General features: G+C 64.4%; 17 protein-coding genes. 10 read left to right on the top strand and 7 right to left on the bottom strand.

The features are described from left to right. Positions 1–13: 13 nt before the first annotated feature. The 3 genes from ACP7BY_RS17800 to ACP7BY_RS17810 all read right to left on the bottom strand — a co-directional run bounded on the left by ACP7BY_RS17800 (position 14) and on the right by ACP7BY_RS17810 (position 2,468). Complete coding sequence (locus ACP7BY_RS17800; RefSeq protein WP_126849070.1) at positions 14–949, bottom strand: DUF481 domain-containing protein; 936 nt, start codon at positions 947–949, stop codon at positions 14–16. 62 nt (positions 950–1,011) lie between these two features. Next, entirely contained in the window at positions 1,012–1,491 is a 480-nt protein-coding gene (locus ACP7BY_RS17805) for an RNA pyrophosphohydrolase (RefSeq protein WP_033963298.1), read from the bottom strand. Positions 1,492–1,508: 17 nt separating this feature from the next. Further along, positions 1,509–2,468, bottom strand: a complete 960-nt coding sequence (locus ACP7BY_RS17810) for an alpha/beta hydrolase (RefSeq protein WP_033963300.1) — start codon at positions 2,466–2,468, stop codon at positions 1,509–1,511. 34 nt (positions 2,469–2,502) lie between these two features. Between ACP7BY_RS17810 and ACP7BY_RS17815 the strand changes: the two genes are divergently transcribed. The 5 genes from ACP7BY_RS17815 to ACP7BY_RS17835 all read left to right on the top strand — a co-directional run bounded on the left by ACP7BY_RS17815 (position 2,503) and on the right by ACP7BY_RS17835 (position 9,246). Further along, positions 2,503–3,429: a histone deacetylase family protein gene (locus tag ACP7BY_RS17815; protein ID WP_033963302.1), complete on the top strand. Its 927-nt coding sequence runs from the start codon at positions 2,503–2,505 to the stop codon at positions 3,427–3,429. A 95-nt stretch (positions 3,430–3,524) separates the two neighbouring features. Further along, positions 3,525–5,435 carry a 2-oxoacid:acceptor oxidoreductase subunit alpha gene (locus ACP7BY_RS17820; protein WP_033963304.1) on the top strand — a complete coding sequence of 637 codons (1,911 nt, stop codon included), beginning with the start codon at positions 3,525–3,527 and terminating at the stop codon, positions 5,433–5,435. Between the two features lie 28 nt (positions 5,436–5,463). Then, positions 5,464–6,498, top strand: a complete 1,035-nt coding sequence (locus ACP7BY_RS17825; protein ID WP_126849066.1) for a 2-oxoacid:ferredoxin oxidoreductase subunit beta — start codon at positions 5,464–5,466, stop codon at positions 6,496–6,498. Between the two features lie 133 nt (positions 6,499–6,631). Beyond that, positions 6,632–8,008: a cryptochrome/photolyase family protein gene (locus tag ACP7BY_RS17830; protein WP_033963306.1), complete on the top strand. Its 1,377-nt coding sequence runs from the start codon at positions 6,632–6,634 to the stop codon at positions 8,006–8,008. Between the two features lie 41 nt (positions 8,009–8,049). Continuing rightward, on the top strand, positions 8,050–9,246 hold the full coding sequence (locus ACP7BY_RS17835; RefSeq protein WP_033963308.1) for an SAM-dependent methyltransferase: 1,197 nt from the start codon (positions 8,050–8,052) through the stop codon (positions 9,244–9,246). Here the strand turns inward: ACP7BY_RS17835 and ACP7BY_RS17840 are convergent. Both ACP7BY_RS17840 and purF read right to left on the bottom strand, forming a co-directional pair. Continuing rightward, complete coding sequence (locus ACP7BY_RS17840; protein WP_033963309.1) at positions 9,243–9,953, bottom strand: SDR family NAD(P)-dependent oxidoreductase; 711 nt, start codon at positions 9,951–9,953, stop codon at positions 9,243–9,245. The genes ACP7BY_RS17835 and ACP7BY_RS17840 overlap by 4 nt on opposite strands. 101 nt (positions 9,954–10,054) lie before the next feature. Beyond that, positions 10,055–11,539 (bottom strand): amidophosphoribosyltransferase, encoded by a 1,485-nt coding sequence (purF, locus tag ACP7BY_RS17845; RefSeq protein ID WP_137903244.1) that lies wholly within the window; start codon positions 11,537–11,539, stop codon positions 10,055–10,057. A 155-nt stretch (positions 11,540–11,694) separates the two neighbouring features. Here purF and ACP7BY_RS17850 point away from each other — a divergent pair, with 155 nt between their 5' ends. Genes ACP7BY_RS17850 through ACP7BY_RS17870 form a run of 5 tightly spaced genes read left to right on the top strand, consistent with a single transcriptional unit; the run spans position 11,695 to position 15,143 of the window. Next, entirely contained in the window at positions 11,695–11,943 is a 249-nt protein-coding gene (locus ACP7BY_RS17850; protein ID WP_033963310.1) for a Rho termination factor N-terminal domain-containing protein, read from the top strand. Between the two features lie 45 nt (positions 11,944–11,988). Further along, positions 11,989–12,351 (top strand): phosphoribosyl-AMP cyclohydrolase, encoded by a 363-nt coding sequence (gene hisI / locus ACP7BY_RS17855; protein WP_033963312.1) that lies wholly within the window; start codon positions 11,989–11,991, stop codon positions 12,349–12,351. Next, positions 12,348–12,869 carry a hypothetical protein gene (locus ACP7BY_RS17860; protein WP_126849060.1) on the top strand — a complete coding sequence of 174 codons (522 nt, stop codon included), beginning with the start codon at positions 12,348–12,350 and terminating at the stop codon, positions 12,867–12,869. The genes hisI and ACP7BY_RS17860 overlap by 4 nt, the downstream gene beginning before the upstream one ends. Positions 12,870–12,906: 37 nt before the next feature. Further along, the gene (locus ACP7BY_RS17865) at positions 12,907–13,335 is read left to right on the top strand and encodes a MerR family transcriptional regulator (RefSeq protein ID WP_010408546.1); all 429 of its coding nucleotides are present in this window, start codon (positions 12,907–12,909) and stop codon (positions 13,333–13,335) included. A 5-nt stretch (positions 13,336–13,340) separates the two neighbouring features. Beyond that, positions 13,341–15,143 (top strand): acyl-CoA dehydrogenase C-terminal domain-containing protein, encoded by a 1,803-nt coding sequence (locus ACP7BY_RS17870; protein ID WP_137903243.1) that lies wholly within the window; start codon positions 13,341–13,343, stop codon positions 15,141–15,143. A 74-nt stretch (positions 15,144–15,217) separates the two neighbouring features. Here the strand turns inward: ACP7BY_RS17870 and ACP7BY_RS17875 are convergent, their stop codons facing one another. Both ACP7BY_RS17875 and ACP7BY_RS17880 read right to left on the bottom strand, forming a co-directional pair. After that, positions 15,218–16,573: a cell wall hydrolase gene (locus ACP7BY_RS17875; RefSeq protein ID WP_171010605.1), complete on the bottom strand. Its 1,356-nt coding sequence runs from the start codon at positions 16,571–16,573 to the stop codon at positions 15,218–15,220. A 185-nt stretch (positions 16,574–16,758) separates the two neighbouring features. Then, positions 16,759–17,076, bottom strand: coding sequence for a hypothetical protein (locus tag ACP7BY_RS17880; RefSeq protein WP_126849058.1), 318 nt, complete (start codon positions 17,074–17,076; stop codon positions 16,759–16,761). Between the last annotated feature and the right edge of the window lie 22 nt (positions 17,077–17,098).

Here is a 17,098-nt window from a genome sequence, read left to right on the forward strand (position 1 = left end):
CACCCCATGCATGTCAGAAACTATAGACCAATGCCGCGCGACTGGTGGTGTCGGTGCCGACCCGGCCAACTGGCGGTGTGCTTTCATATTGCACCGCATAAGACAGCTGCGCCGCGAGCGGGCCAATCAGTTTCGCGTTGAGCGCCGTCGTGCTGCTGACGGTCGAGTTGACCTTCTGAACATAGGCCGAAGCGACCTGGGTCAGGTTGATCGCTTTCGACAATTTCCACCCGAAATCGACCGAGCCGCGCGCGGCGACGCTATTCTCCTTGGTGGAGTCGGTAAAATCGGTCTTGCGATAGGCTGGCCCGAGTTCGAGATCGAGCTTGAACCCGCCGCCGCGCAGCGCGCTATATCCCGCACCGAGCGATGCCGAATATCGGTCGTAATATCCAAGAAAACGGTCGCTCTCAAACTGCGTCGCGCCATAGACATAGGCGCGCGTCGAAAATTTGAAGTTCGGTTCATACGCGGCAAGAAAATGCTCGCGACTGATGAGCCCACCGCTTTCCTTGTAATCGGCGGCGAAATTGACCTTGTGCCGCCACCGCACGCTCTCGCGCGTCAGCGCGATCGCGCCGCTGACGCCAACGTCGCGGGTGTTGCCGGTGGTGAGATAGCCGCCCAGCTCGGCTTTGCCATGCCACAGATCGAAAATCCCGGCATCCTCGATCCGCTCGCGTTTGCTCGCTTCCTGCGCGGCTTTCCAGGCTGCCACCTGCGCATCGATCGCCTTGGCCGCCTCGGGGGCGGCCGCGCGGGCATATTTGGCGACGGTGACGATCTCGCCATCGTTGTTCGACGCGATCGCGGCGTCGAGCATCGCCTTGACTGCTGGCGGAATTGGCGCGGGCGCAGGCGGTGTTGCGGCCGGTACGGTTTGAACGGGCGGTGCCGGATCGGCGTTGCCCAGAAGGACGGGCGCAGCGAAGATCAGCATGGCAAGCATGCGAACCTGATAGAGCGGCAATTGCCGTAACGGAATAGCGTTCGTCGCCAGCGCGTTTCGGTTCAGCGCAGATGCGGCGCAAAAGCGGCAAGCACCTGTTCGTACAACGGCTTTTTGAACGCGACGATCACTTCGGGGAGGGTATGCGGCTCAACCCAAGTCCAGTCCTTGAACTCCTGATGCGCGGTGGCGATGTCGATGTCCGCATCGCTGCCGAGAAAGCGGTACAGGAACCAGCGCTGCCGCTGGCCGCGCCATTTGCCCTTCCACACCTTGCCGACCAGTTCCTCCGGCAAATCGTAGAACAGCTCATCGGGCGCGATCGCGATCAGTTCGACCTTGTCGGGGGCGATGCCGGTTTCTTCCCCCAGTTCGCGGATCGCCGCAGTTTGCGCATCCTCGCCATCGTCGATGCCACCCTGCGGCATTTGCCATGCCTCGACCTCGGCATCGATGCGCTGGCCGACGAAGACCTTTCCGTCGGCGTTCAGGATCATCAGCCCGGCACAGGGGCGGTAGGGCAGGGTGGCGATATCGGTCATGAACGGTCCTTATGGGGTTACGCGCCGGCCTCGGCGATCAGCGTCTTGGCCGCTGCCAATGCGCCCGCCACATCGCCGACCGAGGAGGGGATCGCCTTGCGCAGCGTGATGAAGCCGTGGATGTTCCCTACCGCTTCGCGGTACACGACGGCAACGCCCGCGCGCGCCAGCGCTGCAGCATAAGCGCGGCCCTGGTCGCGAATGGGGTCGAGGCTGGCGGTCACCACCACCGCCGGTGGCATTCCGGTGAGATCGCCTTTCAGGGGCGAAGCGCGGATGTGTTCCGCCTCGGCCTGATAGGCAGCGTTGAACCAGTCCATGCTGTCACGGGTCAGCAGATACCCTTCGGCGAACTGGCTGTAGGAAGGATAGTCCTGCGTCGTGTCGGTCGCCGGATAGAAGGGCAATTGCGCGATCACCGGAACAGCGGCGGGCGTATCGCGCAGCGCCATCGCGACGACGATCGCGAGGTTGCCTCCGGCGCTGTCACCGCAAGTCACCAGACCGGTGACCTTGCGACTCAATGCGACGGGGCTGTCGGCCGCCCAGCGCGCTGCCGCTTCGCAATCGTCCGGCGCGGCGGGCCAGGGCGATTCGGGAGCGAGCCGATAATCGACCGCCAGCACCGGCAGATCGAGTGTGCGCGAAACCTCGGCGCAAAAGCTGGCATGCGTGTCGAGATCGCCGATCACAAAGCCGCCGCCATGGAAAAAGACAATGAGCGGCCCCGGCGCACGGCTTTCCGCCACGTCGAACAGCCGCGCGGGAATATCGCCAGCCGGACCGGGAATGGTGAGGTCGGCGATGGTGGCGAGCTCGCCAACCGGGGGATCGGCAATGCCCTTCATCGCGGCATAGGTTGCGCGCGCCGCAGGGGGTTCGAGCTGGTGCATCTTGGGGCCGGGCAGATTGTTGAGAAATCCGAGGAAACCCGCGACATCGGGGCGGACATAGGGTTGGGTCACGCATCTCTCCATTGGTCTGTGCCAGCTGCATGCCTACCTAAGCGGGATGATCGCGGTCGTCCATCACCCAGCCTATGTCGCTTCCGGCCAATCCGCCAATCCGAGCCAGCTCAGCAAGAATGCCGCAATCCGCGATCTGTTGCGCGCACACGGTGCCGCGATCGAATGGCGCGAACCCGTGTCGATGCCCTTGCGTTGGCTCGAGGCCGTGCACGATCCGGACTATGTCGCCGAGGTGCTGGCCGCCCGAGTTCCGCGCGAAAAGGAACGGCGGATCGGCTTTGCCGTCACGCCGTCGGTTGCCACGCGTGCTGCGGTGGTGCCGGGCGGCACGTGGCTGGCGGGCAAGCTTGCCCTCGAACGCGGGTTTGCGGCGAACAGTGCGGGCGGCAGCCATCATGCGCTGGCGGCGACGGGCGCTGGCTATTGCGTGCTCAACGATCTCGCCATCGCTGCCGTTCGCCTTGCCGAAGAGGACGCGCGGCGCGTGCTGGTGGTCGATTGCGACGTGCATCAGGGGGACGGCACGGCGGCGCTCACCGCCGGGCATCCGGGAATCGCCACCTATTCGATTCATGCCGAGAAGAATTTTCCGGCGCGCAAGGCACGCTCGACCTGCGATGTCGCGTTGCCGGACGGAACCGGGGACGCCGCCTATCTTGCGGCGCTGGCGGAAACCTTGCTGCCAATGCTCGATGCGTATCGCCCAGATCTGATTCTGTATCAGGCGGGGGTCGATCCGTTGGCGGAGGATCGGCTCGGTCGCCTGTCGCTGACGCCGCAGGGGCTGGTGGCGCGCGACACCTTTGTCGGCCGTGCCGCAGCCGCACGCGGCATTGCGCTCGCGAGCACCGTTGGCGGGGGATATGGGCGCGACGTCGCGGTGCTCGCCGAGGCGCATGTGCGCGCGATTTTGACGCTGGGGCAAGCCTATCAGGAAGCGCGCTTTACCGGCGCTGTGGCGTTGCCCTAAAGCAACGGTTGCCTTCCGCTACGCTCAAACTACCTTGGCCCGCCGCCTTCCGAGGCATAAGGGGCATGACAACGATATCCCGCAGGACAGACGTAATGGCGACCGCCGCGCATGAAGTAACCCCCCAAGAAGCCTCCGCCCACCCCGCCGCCGAGTCGGTTGTCGTCCGCTTCGCGGGCGATTCGGGCGATGGGATGCAGTTGACGGGCGGGCAGTTCACGCTGTCCACCGCGCTGTCCGGCAACGATCTGGCGACCTTTCCCGATTTTCCCGCCGAAATCCGCGCGCCGCAGGGCACGTTGTTCGGCGTTTCCGCCTTCCAGATCAATTTCGGCTCGACCGCGATCGAGACCGCAGGCGACGCCCCCGACGTACTCGTCGCGATGAACCCGGCGGCGCTGAAGGTGAATGTCGGCCAGTTGAAGGCGGGCGGCCTGATCATCGCCGATGAAGGCGAATTCGGCGAACGCAACCTTGCCAAGGCGAAATATGCCGCCAACCCGCTGACCGATGGCAGCCTCGCCAAGTGGCAGTTGCTGAGCTTCAACATTTCGCAATTGACGCTCGATGCGGTGAAGCCCTTCGGCCTCGGCAATAAGGAAGCGCTGCGCTGCAAGAACATGTGGACGCTGGGTCTGGCGCTCTGGATGTTCGATCGCGACCGGCAGCCGATCATCGACTGGCTCAAGTCGAAATTCGCCAAAGCCCCGGTGTTGGCCGAGGCCAATATCGCCGCGCTGAACGCTGGCCATGCTTATGGCGAAACTGCCGAGCTTTCCGGGCCGATGAAGCAGCAGCATATCGGTGTCGCCCCAGCCGAGCCCGGTCTCTACCGCACTGTGACCGGTGCCGAGTCGATTTCGATGGGGCTGGTCGCTGGCGTGCAATTGGCTGGCGTGCCGATGTTCTTCGGCGGCTATCCGATCACGCCCGCCTCGGCGATCCTGCACTTCCTGTCGCGCCTGAAGGAATATGGCGTCACCACCTTCCAGGCCGAGGATGAGATCGCCGCAATCGCCTCGGCGATCGGTGCATCCTATGCCGGGCAGCTTGGCGTCACCTCGTCGTCGGGCCCGGGCATTGCGCTGAAGGGCGAGGCGATGGGGCTGGCGATCATGACCGAGCTGCCCCTCGTCATCGTCAATTCGCAGCGCGGCGGGCCTTCGACCGGGCTGCCGACCAAGACCGAACAATCCGATCTTTATCAGGCGGTCTATGGCCGCAACGGTGATGCGCCGATGCCGGTGATCGCCGCGCGGTCCGCCGCCGATTGCTTCGATTGCGCGATCGAGGCGGTGCGCATCGCGGTGCAGTATATGACGCCGGTGATGCTGTTGACCGACGGCTATATCGCCAATGCTGCGGAGCCGTGGCTGGTGCCGGACATGAGCAGCTATGCCCCGTTCCCGGTCGAGTTTGCCGGCAAGCAGGAAATGCAGGACAAGCTCGCGTCGGAAAATCCGGACGAGTGGAAATTCCTGCCCTATGGCCGCGATGAGAAATTGAAGCGTCCGTGGGTGAAGCCCGGCACGCCCGGCTTGCTCCACCGCATCGGCGGGATCGAGAAAGCGGTCGGCACCGGCAACCTCGATTATGGTGCCGAAAACCACCAGAAGATGACCGAAATCCGCCGCGACAAGGTTGCCAATATCGCGGTGCCGGACCAGATCGTGGAACTGGGCGAAACCTCGGGCAAGCTGGCGATCGTCGGCTGGGGCTCGACCTTCGGACCGATCCACCAGGCGGTGCGCCGCGCCCGCGCCAGGGGTTTGGATGTCGCCCACATCCATATCCGCCACATCTGGCCGATGCCTGCCAATCTGGGTGCTTTGCTAAAGGGTTATGAGCGGATCGTGGTTCCGGAAATGAACACCGGCCAGCTCAAGACGGTGCTGCGCGACCAGTTCCTGGTCGACGCCAAGCCGCTCAACAAAGTGTCCGGTCAGCCCTTCCTGATCTCCGAAATCGAGGCAGCGATCGACGCCGCCTTGGCCGCCCTGTCATAATCCGCTTCCAACATTCAGGTCTTCTCCGATGAACGACATGACCCCCATCGCCAAGTCCACCCCCAAGGATTGGGAAACCGACCAGGAGGTGCGTTGGTGCCCCGGTTGCGGTGACTATGCGATTCTGAAGGCGGTGCAACGCACCATGCCCGAGATTGGCGCACGGCCCGAAAACACCGTGTTCGTCAGCGGCATCGGCTGCTCGTCGCGCTTCCCTTATTATATGGAAACCTACGGCTTCCACACCATCCACGGCCGTGCGCCGGCGGTGGCGACGGGCGTGAAGCTCGCCAATCCCGATCTCGACGTGTGGATCATCACCGGCGACGGCGATGCGCTGTCGATCGGCGGCAACCACACGATGCACCTCATTCGCCGCAATCTCGATTGCCAGGTGCTGCTGTTCAACAACGAGATTTACGGTCTGACCAAGGGGCAATATTCGCCGACGTCGCGCGTCGGCACGCGCACGCCATCGACGCCGTTCGGCTCGGTCGACCGCCCGGCCAACCCGTGTGCCTTTGCGCTGGGCGCGGGCGGGCGCTTCATCGCGCGCGCGATCGACGTTCACAAGAATCTCGTTGGCGTGCTCAAGGCGGCCTACGCTCATAAGGGCACGGGGTTCGTCGAAATCTTCCAGAACTGCATCGTCTACAATGACGACGTGTTCGCGCCCTTCACCGAGAAGAAGAATGCGGCGGGCAGCCAGATGTGGGTCGAGCACGGCAAGCCGTTGCTGTTCGACGGCGGCACCAAGGGCCTGACGATGGATCGCGAACGGCTGGTGCTCAAGGTCGTCGACGTGGTCGATGGCGATTGGCAGGCGGCGGGCGTGATTGTCCATGACCAGACCAATCGCGGGTTGGCGCACATGCTGGTGGAAATGCCGTTCGGCACTTTCCCGATGGCTTTGGGCGTGCTGTTCGACGATCCCGCCCCGACCTTCGAAAGCGCGGTCGTCACGCAGAATATCGAAGCCGCCAAGGGCAAGACGCCCAACCTCCAGCATCTGCTGAGCCAGGGCCAGACCTGGCAGGTGGAGAAAGAGCCGCGGGCGGAGTAAGGAAACTCGCATAAAGGCGCAAAGAAGGACGTGGGTTGAGCGATCACCAATCTCGCAAGCCCGTTCCAGTGAGGGAATCCTTTGTGTCTTTGTGGCTTTGTGCGCGTAATTTCCACCGCACGTTGCCCAAGCCTTGACCAGCGTTCCAACCCTCCTCTGGCTGCGCCGTGACTTGCGCCTTGCCGACCAGCCCGCGCTTGCCGCTGCGATCGGGGAGGGGGCGGTCATCCCAGTGTACGTCCTCGATGAAGAGACTCCCAAACACTATGCCATGGGCGGTGCATCGCGCTGGTGGCTGCACCACAGCCTTGCCTGCCTCGATACCGATCTGCGTGCGGCGGGGTCACGGCTGATCCTGAGGCGCGGGAAATGCGAGACCGCGCTGGCCGAACTCGCCGCCGAAACCGGGGCAAGCCGCGTGCATTGCATCCGCCACTTCGAGCCGTGGTGGCGCAATGCCGAACGCGCGGTGGCGAAGCGGCTCGACCTCGTCTGCCATGACGGCAACTATCTCGCGCCGCCGGGATCGATCGCCACCGGCAGCGGCGGGCAGTATAAGATCTACACCCCGTTCTGGCGCGCGCTGCAGCAGCAGATGCCGCCGCCCGCGCCGCTGCCCAAACCGTCGAGGATTCCCGCGCCCGCGCACTGGCCGCGCAGCGAGCGGCTCGACGAGTGGGGCTTGCTGCCGATCAAACCGGATTGGGCGACCGGCTTCGCAGCGGATTGGACCCCGGGCGAAGCGGGGGCGTGGCACAAACTGAACGCCTTCAAACGCCATGCCGCCACTTATGACGAAACCCGCAATCTGCCGTCGATCGAAGGCAGCTCGCGCCTGTCGCCGCATCTGCATTTCGGCGAACTCTCGGCAGCCCAAGTGTGGCACGCGGTGGCCGCAGCTGGCGGATCGGTCGATACCTTCTTCAGCGAGCTTGGCTGGCGCGATTATGCGCAAAATGTGATCCTGCAATTCCCGGACTATGGCAGCCGGAACGGGCGTCCGACACTCGACACGTTGCCATGGCGCACGGGAGCCGCCGCTGCCGCCGATCTGAAGGCATGGCAGCAGGGGCGCACCGGCTATCCGATCGTCGACGCCGGTATGCGACAGCTCTGGGCTACGGGCTGGATGCACAATCGCGTGCGCATGATTACCGCCAGCTTTCTGATCAAGCATCTGCTGATCGACTGGCGCGAGGGCGAGCGCTGGTTCTGGGATTGCTTGGTCGATGCCGATTACGGGTCCAACGCGGTCAACTGGCAGTGGACCGCCGGGACGGGGATCGACGCGAACATGTTCGTCCGCATCATGGCACCCCTCGTGCAATCGCCCAAATTCGAGGCCGGGGACTATATTCGCCAGTGGGTGCCAGAACTGGCGCAGGTGCGCGGCGACGCGATCCACGACCCCGAAGAAGCCGGATGTCGGCCCGCTGCCTATCCGCCCAAGATCATCGGCCACCGCGCGGCGCGCGAACGGGCGCTGGCAGCAGTAAAACAGGCGCATTGAACCGCTTGCGAGCGCGCCCTGAGGGTGCGAGGGAAGCCGCGATGACCAGCCTTCTCGCGACTCTGTTCGACCGCTTGCTCGACCGGATTGATGCCGGCTTGGCGGAAGGATCGTTGACGGCAACCCTTCCCGGCACGCGCACGCGCAGGCTTGGCGGGCGAGCGCCGGGGCCTGACGCCGTGGTTGATCTGGTGCGCTGGCGCGCGCTGGGCCGCTTGGTGACCGGCGGCTCGGCAGGCTGGTACGTCGCCTGGTCGAAGGGCGAATGGCGCAGTCCAGACCCGACGGTGTTGTTCGAACTGTTCATGCGCAACCGACGCACCCTTGGCGGGGCCGGGCGCGCGCAGGGCGCGATGCGGCTTTTACGTCATTGGCGTAATGGCTTGCGACGTAATTCTCGCTCCGGTTCTAAGCGAAATATCGAGTTTCACTATGATTTGGGCAACGGTTTCTACCGGCTGTGGCTCGACCCCAGCCTGACTTACTCGTCGGCGCTGTTTGCCGAACCGGTCATGACCGAGGAGTCGCTGGAAGCGGCGCAGGCGCGCAAGAACGAGGCGGTCCTCGATCGCTTGGCGCTGCCACCGGGCGCGCGCGTGCTGGAGATCGGCTGCGGCTGGGGCGGCTTTGCCGAGGCTGCTGCGCGACGCGGGCTGGCGGTGGACGCGATCACGCTGTCGGCGGAGCAGGAGCGTGCGGTCAACGCGCGGATCGCAACCGCCGGGCTGACGGGCGTCACCGTGTCGCTTACCGATTATCGCGACGTGACAGGGCAGTACGATGGCGTCGCCAGCATCGAAATGGTCGAGGCGGTCGGGCAGGAATATTGGGGCACCTATCTCGCGGCGATCTCACGGGCGCTGAAGCCCGGCGCGCGCGCGGCGATTCAATATATCGCGATCGATGACGCGATCTTCGAGGCCTATGCGGCGAACGTCGATTTTATACAGCGCTTCGTCTTTCCGGGCGGAATGCTGTTGTCGGAAAGCCGGTTTCGCGCGCTCGCGGAGCAGAACGGGCTCGAGTGGCGCGACCGGCACGGCTTCGGGCTACATTATGCCGAGACGCTGCGCCGCTGGCGCGATCGTTTTGACGCGGCGGTCGCTTCCGGTCGCTTGCCGAAGAAATTCGATCAAAAATTCATCGACTTATGGCGCTATTATCTGATGTACTGCGAAGGTGGCTTTCGCGGCGGCGGGATTGATGTCGCACAGGTGACGCTGGTCAAGGGCGCTTAGCCGATCCGCTCGAAATGCCCGGTCGCGAAATCCTCGGTCAACAGCGCGACGATGCGGTCGGCCACCACCGCTGGCTCCTTGACCGATTTCGGGTCTTCGCCGGGATAGGCCTTGTGCCGCATCGCCGTCCGCGTCGCGCCGGGATCGAGGATTGCGGTGCGGACATTGCTGATCCGCTCCATTTCGTCGCCATAGGAAGCGAGCAGCGTTTCGAACGCCGCCTTGGATGCCCCGTACAGCCCCCAATAGGCGCGCGGCTTGCGCGCCACGCTGGAGGTGAGGCCAATCACCCGCGCGCGTTTGGACTTGCGCAGCATCGGGTCGAACGCCGCGATCAACGCTGCCTGTGCGCTGATGTTGAGCGTCAGGACTTGCGCCATTTCCTTCACGTCGATCGCGGGCACGGCAGACAATTGCCCCAGCATCGCGGCGTTAAGCACCATGATGTCGAGCGCAGGCCAGCGCTCTCCGATCGCCGCGCCCAGGCGGGCAATGCTGTCGGTCTCGGTCAAGTTGAGCGGTGCGATTGTCGCGGACCCGCCGGCATCGAAGATCGCGCTTTCGACCGCTTCCAGCCCCGCAGCGGTGCGTGCGGTCAGCACGACATGCGCACCCGCCGCCGCCAAAGCCTGGGCGGTCGCCGCCCCGATACCGCGACTGGCACCGGTAACGAGCGCGATCTGGTTGGCGAGGGGCTTGTCGGTCATGTACTAACTCCCGTTCGCCCTGAGCTTGTCTAAGGGCGGCACTTTCTGAATCGTTAGAAGAAAGGGCGGTGCTTCGACAAGCTCAGTCCGAACGGTAAAGATCAGATCATCCGTTCCGCCAGCAACGCGAACTGGTCGACCGAGGAAACATCGTCCTGGTCGGTCAGCGTGGTCGGATAATCGCCGGTGAAGCAGGCATCGCAATGGCTCGGGCGGATCGCGTTGCGCTGGGGTTCGCCGAGCGCCTTGTAGAGCCCGTCAATCGAGATGAAGGCAAGACTGTCGGCCTTGATATAGGTCGCCATCTCTTCGAGATTCTTGGTCGCGGCGAGCAGCTTGGCACGCTCGGGCGTGTCGACGCCGTAGAAGCACGAATGCCGCGTCGGCGGGCTGGCGATGCGCATATGCACTTCGGCGGCACCGGCTTCCCGCATCATCTCGACGATCTTGAGGCTGGTGGTGCCGCGCACGATCGAATCGTCGATCAGCACGACCCGCTTGCCCTTGATCAGCGCGCGATTGGCGTTGTGCTTCAGCTTCACGCCCAAGTGGCGGACCTTGTCGCCCGGCTGGATGAAGGTGCGGCCGACATAATGCGAGCGGATGATGCCAAGCTCGAACGGAATGCCCGATTCCTGCGCATAACCCAGCGCCGCCGGGGTCCCCGAATCGGGAACCGGGATCACCAAATCCGCCTCGACCGGGCTTTCGATCGCGAGCTGCGCGCCGATCGCCTTGCGCACGGTGTAGACGCTGCGGTCCTCCGAGATCGAATCGGGGCGCGAAAAATAGACGAATTCGAAGATGCATGGGCGCGGGGCTACAGGTGCGAACGGGCTGTGCGAGGTGATCTCGCTGCCTTTCACCATCACCAGCTCGCCTGGCTCGATCGAGCGGACGAAGGTCGCACCGACCACGTCGAGCGCAACCGTTTCGGAAGCGAAGATTACCGCCTCGCTGCCGTCCGATTGTTCGATCTTGCCCATCACCAGCGGGCGGATGCCGAGCGGATCGCGGCAGGCGATCATGCCCTCGGGCGTCATCACGATCAGCGAATAGGCCCCCTCGACGCGCTTCAGCGCGTCGATGAACTTGTCGACGACCGTACGGTAATTGGAAGTGGCGACGAGGTGAATGATCGTCTCGGTGTCGCTGGTCGACTGGAAGATCGAACCGCGCCGCACGAGATCGCGCCGCAGCCGCATCGCGTTGGAAATATTGCCGTTATGCGCGATCGCGAAGCCGCCCGAGGCGAGATCGGCATAGAGCGGCTGGACGTTGCGCAGCGCGGTTTCGCCAGTGGTCGAATAGCGCACATGCCCGCAGGCGACGCTGCCGCGCAGCGGGACCATCACCTCTTCGCGGTCGAAATTGCCCGCGACATGGCCCATCGCGCGGTGGGTGTGGAATTCGGTGCCGTCAAAGCTGGTGATGCCGGCCGCTTCCTGGCCGCGATGCTGGAGCGCGTGCAGCCCCAGTGCGACCAGGCGCGCCGCATCGGCTGCGCCAGAGATACCGAAAATGCCGCACTCTTCATGCAGCGTGTCTCCATCTTGGGAGACGTCGAACGGATTGGTTGTCAGCATGGGGGCCCTTTGGGGGAGGGTAGAGCTTCGAGGCGGCATATAGGGAGCGCCATTCGGTTTGTCGCGCTTTTGTCACATGATGGGGAGCGATTGGTCGCATTGTTCGTTTCGGCGGCTTTGCGGGAAAGTTTGTTATCGGTCGCGGGAGATTGAGCATGGCGAAGGATCACGGACCCAGCGTGAAGGACGACGAACTCTACGAAGCGCTGCGCAAACAGGGGGCCTCTGAGCAGAAGGCGGCGCGAATCGCCAACGCCAAAGCGGCGGGCACACTCCGCCATCGCGGCGGGACGCTGGACCAGCGCACCAAGAGCGACCTGCTGGAGGAGGCGCGGGAGATCGGCGTTGTCGGGCGCTCGCGCATGACCAAAGCCGAACTGATCAAGGCGATTCGCGCCGAATGACAGCGGAAGGATGACGGGGGCGGCTGCGGGCGCTAGACCTGCGGCATGGCAGACCTTCGCGAAACCGGCCTGGTGCTGGACCCCAAATATGATTCCGCTGGCTTGATCACGGCGGTCGCGACCGACCGCGTGTCGGGCGATGTGCTGATGCTCGCCCATATGAATGCCGAGGCGCTGCGGTTGACGGTCGAAAGCGGCGAGGCGCATTTCTGGTCGCGCAGCCGCTCCGCGCTGTGGAAGAAGGGCGAGACGTCGGGCCATGTATTGCGCGTGGCCGACATTCGCATCGATTGCGATCAGGATGCCGTGTGGCTGATCGTCGACCCCGCGGGCCCGGCTTGCCACACGGGCGAGCGGAGCTGCTTCTATCGTCGAATCGACGGCGATCGGTTGGTGTCGGCCGCGTGAAGCGGGCCGCGCTGCTGCTGGTCCTCGTTCTGGCCGGGTGTCACCGCGCTGAGCCCAAGCCTGCGGCCACGCCGACCCCGGTCGGGCTGGAGGCCGCTGCCATCCAGGCGGGCGTCATCCCCGACCCCGCCAGCACCGACATTACGGGTCTGTATGCGCGCGAAAGCGACCGCGTTTGCATCGTGCCGAGCGCAACGGCGTACCGCATCGGCGTGTTTGTCGATTATGACGAACAGCAGAATTGCGGCGGGTCTGGCACCGTGACTCGAGTCGGGGAAACGCTGCACATCACCTTGGATCGCGGCGGGGAAGGCGGCGATTCGGCCTGCAGCTTCGATGCCCGTTTCGAGGGGGACCGGATCGTCTTTCCGCCGCGCGTGCCCGATGGATGCCAAAAGGTCTGCATCCATCGCGCGTCGATCGCCGCACTGGATGTGGCACGGCTCAGCGAGTCGATCTCGGAGGCATCGACCTTGCGCGATAGCCGGGGCCGGTTGCTTTGCGCTGGCGGCGGTTGAGCTTGACGTTCACGTAAGGGTAAACTATTTGTCGCTCATGCCTAGCGGTCCAGCCTATGCCGTGATCGATCGCCACCCGACGCGCGATCACTTTTCCATTTCCGATTTGTCGGCCGAATTCGGCGTAACCGCACGGGCGTTGCGCTTTTACGAGGACGAGGGGCTGATCGCGCCCGAGCGGCGCGGCACCTCGCGCATCTACTCGCAGCGCGATCGCGCGCGGCTTGCCTGGATTTTGCGGGGCAAGCGCGTTGGCTTCAGTCTCGGCGAGATTCGCGAAATGATCGACCTGTACGACATTGGCGATGGTCGCCAGGTGCAGAAGGCAACCACCATCGCGCGGTGTCGGGAGCGCATGGCGCTGCTCCAGTCGCAAAAACACGATATCGATGCGGCGATTACCGAACTTGCCGACTTCGTCACCTTGCTTGAAACCAATGGCGCACAAGGCCGCCTGAAGGACTGAACCCCATGCCGAAATATACGCCCCCCGCTCGCGATGTTCGCTTCGTGCTCGATCATGTGGTCGGCCTTCCGGCTTATGCCGATCTGCCCGGCTTCCAGAATGCAACGCCCGATGTGGTCGATGCCGTGCTGGACGAGGGCGGCAAGTTCGTCGCGGAGGTGCTGTTCCCGCTCAATCATTCGGGCGATCAGGAAGGCTGCACCCGCCATGACGACGGATCGGTCACCACGCCCAAGGGTTTCAAGGAAGCCTATGACGCGTTCGTCGAATCGGGCTGGGGCACGCTCAGCGCGCCGGAGGAGTTTGGCGGGCAGGCGATGCCGCACGTCGTTTCGACCGCGTTTCAGGAATTCATGATCTCCTCCAACATGGCATTCGCCATGTATCCCGGGCTGACGCACGGTGCGATCGCGGCGTTGCTGGTCAAGGGCTCGGACGAGCAGAAGGCTAAGTACGTCCCCAACATGGTCAGCGGCAAATGGGGCGGCACGATGAACCTGACCGAGCCGCAGTGCGGCACTGACCTCGGCCTGATCCGCACCCGCGCCGAGCCGCAGGGCGATGGTTCCTACGCCATTACTGGCACCAAGATCTTCATCTCGTCGGGCGAGCATGACCTGACCGAGAACATCATCCATCTCGTGCTGGCCAAGACGCCGGGCGCGCCGGAAAGCTCGAAGGGCATTTCGCTGTTCGTGGTGCCCAAGTTCATGGTCGAGGACGATGGCAGCCTCGGCGCGCGCAACGCCGTCACCTGCGGCTCGATCGAGCACAAGATGGGCATCCACGCCAATTCGACGTGCGTGATGAACTATGACGGCGCGATCGGCTGGCTGGTCGGCGAGGAGATGAAGGGCCTGGCCGCGATGTTCATCATGATGAACGCGGCACGCCTCGGCGTCGGTCTGCAGGGCCTGGCCGTGGCCGAAGTCGCGTATCAGAACGCGGTGCAATATGCCCAGGATCGTCGTCAGGGTCGCGCGCTGACCGGCCCGAAGGAACCCAGCGAGAAAGCCGATCCGCTGTTCGTCCATCCCGACATCCGCCGGATGCTGATGGAAGCCAAGGCGCTGACCGAGGGCTTGCGCGCTTTGTGCCTGTGGGCGGCGCTGCAAGTCGATCTGGAACATGCCGCCGCTACGGACGAGGAAAAGCAACTCGCCGCCGATCTGGTCGGGCTGCTGACCCCGGTGATCAAGGGCTATGGCACCGACAAGGGCTATGACATCGCGACCAATGCGCAGCAAGTTTATGGCGGCCATGGCTACATCGCCGAATGGGGCATGGAGCAATATGTCCGCGATGCGCGCATCGCGATGATCTATGAAGGCACCAACGGCGTGCAGGCGATGGACCTGGTCGGCCGCAAGCTCGCCCAGAATGGCGGCCGTGCGGTGCAGGCGTTGTTCAAGGTCGTCACGGATGAAGTAGCGGCGGGCAAGGCAGATCCAGCAACCGCCGATTTTGCGGCGCGTCTGGAAAAGGCCAATGGCGAGTTGCAGCAGGCAACGCTGTGGTTCCTCCAGAACGGCATGAAGAACCCCGACAATGTCGGAGCCGGGGCGCACAGCTACATGCACCTGATGGGCATCGTCGCGCTTGGCCTGATGTGGCTGCGGATGGTGACGGCGGCGACCAAGCTGAAGGCCGCGGGCGAGGGCGATGCAGCCTTCCTCGATGCCAAGCTGGTGACCGCGCGCTACTTCGCCGAGCGGATCATGCCCGAGGCGGGTGCGCTGCGCCGCAAGATCGAGGCGGGCGCGGAAGCATTGATGGCGCTGCCGCCGGAGATGTTCGAGGCCGCGTAAAGGAAGGGGGGCGCATCGCGCGCCCCTCCACCGTGCCGGGGGGCACCGGTGAATGTCATCGGCCCGGCGACGCGTTAGCGCGCTTCGCTACCTCCCGTCGCAACTGGCGGCGGCGTTTTGGTTGGCGGCGATGATTTTGCCGCAGGCGTTTCCACCTTGCGGCGCACGCCTGCAAGGCCATCGGGGAGTGCCGGAACCGAGCTGCGCGCGGCTGCCGTTTGCGCGCCCGCGGCGACGGCCGCCGGGGCCTCATTTTCCGGGACGACAGCGACGGCGGTCAGGAAGGTTTGCGCCTTCATGCACTGCGCGGGCAAAGACCGCCGAAACTCCCGGCAATTCCACAACGCCTTGTCATAGCCATGGGCTTGATCGCGCAGGTAGCTGAACGACATTGCGGCAATTTGCGCGGGTTGCAGCGGCAGCGCCGTTGGAGTCTTGGTCGGGTCGGTCCAGCCCATCACCTTGCAATAAGGGCGATCTGCGCATGCGCGCGCCGCAAGCTGTGCAAAGCCATCGGGCGACAGCGTGGCGGGGTCTAGCGTCAGCAGGAAGCTGTTTGCATCCCCCGGCAAAGAGCGGGGGAGTGGGGCGGCGGCTGCGGCTGCGTCAACCGCCACGCCCCCCTCCGGCGCGACGACGGTGTCGATGCCGCGATGCGCTTCGGAATAGGCGGCGAGCGCGGCGATGATGGGCTCGTCGGCCGAAACATGGCGATTGAACGCAGGTGGCGTGCCCCACCAGCCGGTCCAGCGGAAAAACAGGTGCGTGTTGACCGCAGCAATCTTGTCCAGGCTCGACTGCCAATACGGCACGACCCAGTTCGTGTGGTAATGCGTGGCATGGCCGACCGGCCTGAACACGGCACCGTTCAGCGCCGCCATTGCGACCGATCGCGCACGTGCCCATTGGGCATCTGCCCAATGGTGTCGCACCAACGCTCCGTCGCAGGTGAAGGTGAATTGGCAACCGGTCGGTCGTTCTGACCCCTGGAACACCACGCCGCAGATCGTCTTGGGAAAGGCGGGGTGGCGAACGCGGTTGATGACGACCTGTGCCACCGCACGCTGCCCGACCGGATCGTCCCCGGCCTCATACAGGACTGCCGCAGCCATACAGTCGATCGCACGGGCTTGCTGGGGGGCGTCGCCGGGCAAACGGAAGGGGCGGGCCGCCGGGTTGGGGCCTTCGACGAACGGGACGCTGGCGTTGAACGCGCGCGCTTCGTCGGGATCGAGATCCTCGAAGGCGACGGGCTCGACGGGCGGCACCTCGGCTTGCGGCACCACGCGCGTCGGCAGGGGGTGTGCAACGAGGTGCCGGACGACCGGCGGGGCAAAATGCACGATCAGTGCGGGTATCAGGATCGCCATTGCGGCGATCAGCAGCACGATCGCGCGCAGCATATGGCCAGGGCGCAAGGGAGGGAGCATGGAGGTCAAAAGCAGCTTTGTTACGGAGGACGTCGGACAGGACCAGCTCCTTTCCGACGATTGCGGGCGGCTTTAGCCTAGTCTGCAGGGAAACTGAAACGCCGTCGCGCGACGGCGCACTATGTCCCGATTCCGGACGCCACCGCGCGCGCCCGGATTCGATCCCATACAGCTCGGTTTAGCTGTTATTTGGGCCAAAGGCCCGTTGCCTCGCACAGATCCCATTGGTCCGCGGCATTGAGGTGGCAGGCTTCGTCGGCTGCGCGGCATTGCTGGAACTTCGTCTGATATTGGCGGTAACAGCTTTGGGGAGGGGATGCGGAGGCTACGATTGGTGCCATTTGTGGGGCATTGGGGGCGCTGGCAGCGGCCAATACCGCCCGCGGGGCTACGGCGACAACGCTCGCTGCCGTTGGTGCTTTGTCCCTGCCGCCCGTAGCCACCATCGAATACATCTGGAACAACGCCAGCAGCACGCTGACGAAAATCATTATTTTACGCATGACTGGCCCCCGACGGACCCCC

It is taken from the genome of Sphingomonas sp. PSPC2-2, from assembly GCF_049897725.1.
Classification (GTDB): Bacteria; Pseudomonadota; Alphaproteobacteria; order Sphingomonadales; family Sphingomonadaceae; genus Sphingomonas.